Source organism: Desulfobacteraceae bacterium (genome assembly GCA_022340425.1).
Lineage (GTDB): Bacteria > Desulfobacterota > Desulfobacteria > Desulfobacterales > JAABRJ01 > JAABRJ01.
Map to the genome: position 1 here is coordinate 1 of JAJDNY010000103.1, position 4708 is coordinate 4708.

A 4708-nucleotide genomic window follows, 5' to 3' on the forward strand; every position below is an offset into this window, starting at 1 on the left:
CCGCAGCCCTGGGGCGCGACCGACGTGATCGGCAAGCCCCTGCCCCGGGTGGACGCTTACGAACGGGTGAGCGGCACGGCGGTTTATCCCTCCGATGTGGTTCTGCCCGCCATGTGCTACGGCGCGATTCTGCGCTGCCCCCACCCCCATGCCAAGGTCAAGGGGGTCGACCTGGGGACGGCCGCCAAGATGTCCGGCGTACGCGCCGTCCTCGGGCCGTCCTCGCCGCAGGCCGACCTGGCCTGGTCGTTTCGCGATGTCGCATCCCGGCTTTTCGATCCGGTCTGCCGGTTCGAGGGCGAGACCGTGGCCGCCCTAGCGGCAGATACACCCGATCAAGCCTGGGACGCCGCCCGGGCGATCAAGGTGGACTATGAGGTGCTCGGCCACGTTGACGACGAACGCAAGGCCTTAGATGGAGATGCCCCCCGCATCCACGAGGGGGGTAACGAGGTCAAGACCGACCGCTACACGCGCGGGGATGTGGAAAAGGGGTTCGCCGAGGCGGATGTGGTTCTCGAACAGCACTACCGCACCGAAGCCGAGGTGCACACACCCCTGGAGCGGCACGGCTGCGTGGCCAGCTGGGACGGCGACAGGCTGACCCTCTGGGAATCCACCCAGGGCGTCTATGCCGTGCAGTCCCGGGTAGCCGAGGTGTTGGGTCTCCCCCTGGCCAAGGTGCGTGTCATCGGGCACTATGTGGGCGGCGGCTTCGGCAGCAAGCTGCGGGCCGGCAAGTATTCGGTCATCGCGGCGCTTCTGGCCCGCAAGGCGGCCCGGCCGGTCAAACTCTTCCTGCCCCGGGAGGCCACTTTTCTGGCGGTGGGCAATCGCCCCCCCAGCAACATGACCCTCAAGGCGGGGGTCAAAAGAGACGGCACCCTCACGGCGCTGCAGTTCCGCTGCCTGGGCACCGGCGGCGCCTATCCGGCCGGCGGCACCTCCCTCGTGGATTGGCAGGTGCGCGATCTCTACCGCTGCCCCAACGTGGCCACCGAGTGTACGGACGTCTTTATCAATGCCGGCCCGGCGCGCCCTTTCCGGGCTCCGGGGCATCCCCAGTGCTCCTGGGCCCTGGAGCAGATGATGGACGCCCTGGCCGAGAAGATCGGCATGGACCCGGTGGCCCTGCGGCTGAAAAACGTGCCGGCGGTCAGCCAGGCCCGGGAGGACAAGCCCTATACCACCAGCGGACTCAAGCGCTGTCTGGAGGAGGGCGCCCGGCAGTTCGACTGGGAAGGGGCGCGCCGCAAGGCTGCCGCCGGTCATCAGCAGGAATATCTGCGCCGGGGAGTGGGCATGGCCTCCTGCGTGTGGATCGTGGGCGGGGGCGGACCGCCTTCCACCGTGATCCTGAAACTCTTTGCCGACGGCAGCGCCAACCTCAACCTGGGCATGAGCGACATCGGCACCGGCACCAAGACGGTCATGGCCATGGTGGTGGCCGAGGAGCTGGGCCTCAAGCCCGAGATGATCCAGATCGAAAACGCCGACACCGGCACCACCCAGTACGCCACCCCCAGCGGAGGCAGCAAGACGGTGCCCACCGAGGCCCCCACCGTGCGCGAGGCCGCCATCCAGGTCAAACGCCGCTTGATGGAGATGGCGGCCGACGAGCTGGACCTGCCCCTGGACGACCTGGACTACGAGGGCCCGGAGATCATCTCCCGCCGCCCGCCGGAGAGACGCATCCGCGTCACCGACCTGAAAACCCTCAAGAAACGCGGCGTCGTGGTGGGGGAGGGCCACCGGGGCCCCAACCCCGCGGACAAGATCGTCAATCCCTTTGCCGCCCAGTTCTGCGAGGTGGAGATCGACATCCGCACCGGCGAGATGCGCGTCCTGCGCTTCCTGGCCGCCAACGAGAGCGGGCGGGTCATGCACCGCCTGGGCTTCGACAGCCAGGTGATCGGCGGCGTCACCATGGGCATCGGCCTGGCCGCCACCGAAATGCGGATCCTGGACGGCAACCAGACCGGCAAGATGGTCAACCGCAACTGGCACGACTACAAACTGCCCACCGCCCTGGACGTGCCGGCCGAGATCACCAGCCTGCCCATCGACATGCCCGACGCCGCGGCCAACATCACCGGCGCCAAGGGGCTGGGCGAACCCACGACCATCCCCACCGCCGCAGCGCTGGCCAACGCCGTCTACCACGCCGTGGGCATCCGCTTCACCGAGGGGCCCATCACCCCGATGCAAATCTGCCAACGCCTGGCCGAACGGAAAAAGGAGGCTTGAGCCATGCTGCCCCAGTTTGCTTACATTCGTCCGTCATCCCTCAAAGACGCCGTCCGCCAGCTCGCCGAGGAGGGGGCTTACGTCCATGCCGGGGGCTCCGATCTGCTGGGCTGCCTGCGGGAGGGCCTCTTCGACGTGCGCAAGGTGGTCAGCATCAGCGCCCTACCCGACCTGACCGGCATTGCGGAAACCGCCGACGGAGGGCTGCGCATCGGTGCCCTGACGACGATCAACGCGGTGGCCGAACATCCCCTGGTCCGTCAGCGCTACGCCGGTCTGGCGGCCGGAGCGGCGTCGGTGGCCAGCCCGCAGCTGCGCAACCAGGGAACCATCGGCGGCAACCTCTGCCAGAAGCCGCGCTGCTGGTACTACCGGGGCGAGTTCGACTGCCTGCGCAAGGGCGGCGGCACCTGCTTTGCCGCCCAGGGCGAAAACCAGTTTCACGCCATCTTCGGCAGTGACGACATCTGCTTTTTCGTGCACCCCTCGGATACAGCGCCGAATCTGATGGCCCTGGGCGCCCGGGTGGAGATCGTCGGCCCCGGCGGCGCCCGTCGTCTGCCCGTGAGCGAGCTGCACGTATTGCCGGCCCAGGACGTGGAGCGGGAAACCTGGCTGGAGCCCGGCGAGATCATCACCGCCGTCAAACTCCCGCCGCCGCCCAAGGGCCTGCGGTCGAGCTACCGCAAGGTGCGCGCCCGGCGGGCCTGGGACTTCGCCCTGGCCGGGGTGGCCCTGGCCCTGCAGTTCGATGGGGGGCGCGTCACGGACGGTCGGGTGGTACTGAGTGGTGCGGCCCCGGTGCCCTGGCGCGCCCGGCCGGTGGAAGACGCAATCCGCGGGCGCGCCCTGGACCGCGACACCATCGTGTCGGCGGCGGAAGCCGCAGTCGAGGGCGCCCAACCGCTGGAAAAAAACACTTACAAACTGCCGCTCTTCCGCGGGGTCGTCGAAGAAGAACTGCTGCGCATCTCTCAAGCGGACTGAAACGATTGCTGAATGTGGCTGTTTGGGGATGCGGAATCCGGCATCCCCGGCGGCCGGCCCGAGCGGATCAGCATCTCCACCGGGGCCGACCGGCCTGATCGTGCGCTTCCATCCAAGGAAACATCGCCGTTGCAAAGGATCTCCCATGCAGACGCTTTTCATGCGCTTTCTCGTGCCTATCGGGCGGATCCCCCTTACAGGGGCGGCTGCGCGACCCACCCGGGATGCGTCATCGCTGGCGCCGTAATACAGGATTGAGCCCATTTACGGGGCCGGCGGCATTGGTGTTTGCTGCCCCCAAAGCCGGCCTTTGTTGTTGGGCCGACCAACTGTTTTTAGGGCTGCAGAAGAGGAGAAGAGACCCATGGAATTCAGGAAAAGCGCGCACGTCATCTCCCATACGGGGCAACGCCTCGGCCGCCTCCATCGGGTGGTGGTAAATCCGGAAGACGGCGAGGTGACCCACCTGGTCGTCCAAAAGGGCCATTTGTTCAAGGAAGACAAAGTGATCCCGGTGAGCGAGATCGCCACCACGACGGAAGACACTGTCACACTGCAAAAAGGGGCGGTCGACCCGGACAGCTACCCCGACTTCGAAGAGGACGCTTTCATCCCCGTCGGCCGCTTCGAAGATTTTCGGGACCACGAGGCCGAAGAGGCGCGCCGTCTGATCTGGTACCACACCGGCATCAGCACACCCTGGTGGGCGGTCGGCCTGGATGAGCGCACGTCGAAGCCGCTATTCGTCCGCAAGGGACGGCGCAGCATACCGGAGGGCACCATCCCGCTGGAGGAGGGGGCCGTGGTTCTGGACGCAGAGGGTGCGCGATTGGGCAAGGTGGTCAAAGTCTATGCCGAACCCGAAGAACACCGCGTGACCCACATCGTAGTCGCCCACGGGATGCTGAACAGAGAAGAAAAGCTGATTCCCAGCGCCTGGATCAAGCATGTTTTCGAGGATTCGGTGCGGCTAACGGTGGACAAGGATTTCGTGGCCAACTTGCCGCCGGCGGAAGAAGCATCATAATAATGGGGTGGCGGGCAGGATCGGTTATGCGGCACACGAGAGGGATGACATGATTTTAGCAGGCGATATCGGCGGCACCAAGACCAACCTCGCGCTGTTCAGACCGGGTTCCGAGAGACCACGGGCGGAGGAGAGCCACCGCTTTGAAACGGCTGCCTACGAAGATCCGGCCGACCTTATCGAAAGCTACCTGAAGGACTATCGGGGAGAGCCCATCACCGCGGCCTGTCTGGCGGTGGCCGGTCCGGTGGTGGACGGCCGGTCGCAACTGACCAATGTGTCCTGGACGATTGCCCAGGAGGATCTCGTCCGCCGGTTCGGCTGGCGGCACTGCCGTTTGTTGAACGATCTGGAGGCCACGGTGCAGGCGATCCCCCTGCTCAAAGCCTCCGAGACGGCATCCCTGCAAGACGCCCGGCCCGCGCGCCACGGCGCGCTGGCCGTTCT

Annotated in this window: 4 protein-coding genes; all 4 read left to right on the top strand. The window is 66.5% G+C overall.

Translation table 11 applies throughout. The annotated features are described in order from the left end of the window. Window positions 1-2247, top strand: a 2247-nt coding sequence (locus LJE63_09225) for a xanthine dehydrogenase family protein molybdopterin-binding subunit (GenBank protein ID MCG6906796.1), incomplete at its 5' end; no start/stop codon positions are given. A 3-nt stretch (window positions 2248-2250) separates the two neighbouring features. Continuing rightward, the gene (locus LJE63_09230; protein MCG6906797.1) at window positions 2251-3234 is read left to right on the top strand and encodes a xanthine dehydrogenase family protein subunit M; all 984 of its coding nucleotides are present in this window, start codon (window positions 2251-2253) and stop codon (window positions 3232-3234) included. Window positions 3235-3598: 364 nt separating this feature from the next. Next, window positions 3599-4261 (top strand): PRC-barrel domain-containing protein, encoded by a 663-nt coding sequence (locus LJE63_09235; GenBank protein ID MCG6906798.1) that lies wholly within the window; start codon window positions 3599-3601, stop codon window positions 4259-4261. 49 nt (window positions 4262-4310) lie between these two features. Beyond that, window positions 4311-4708: glucokinase (locus LJE63_09240; protein MCG6906799.1), on the top strand; the 398-nt coding region annotated here is incomplete at its 3' end.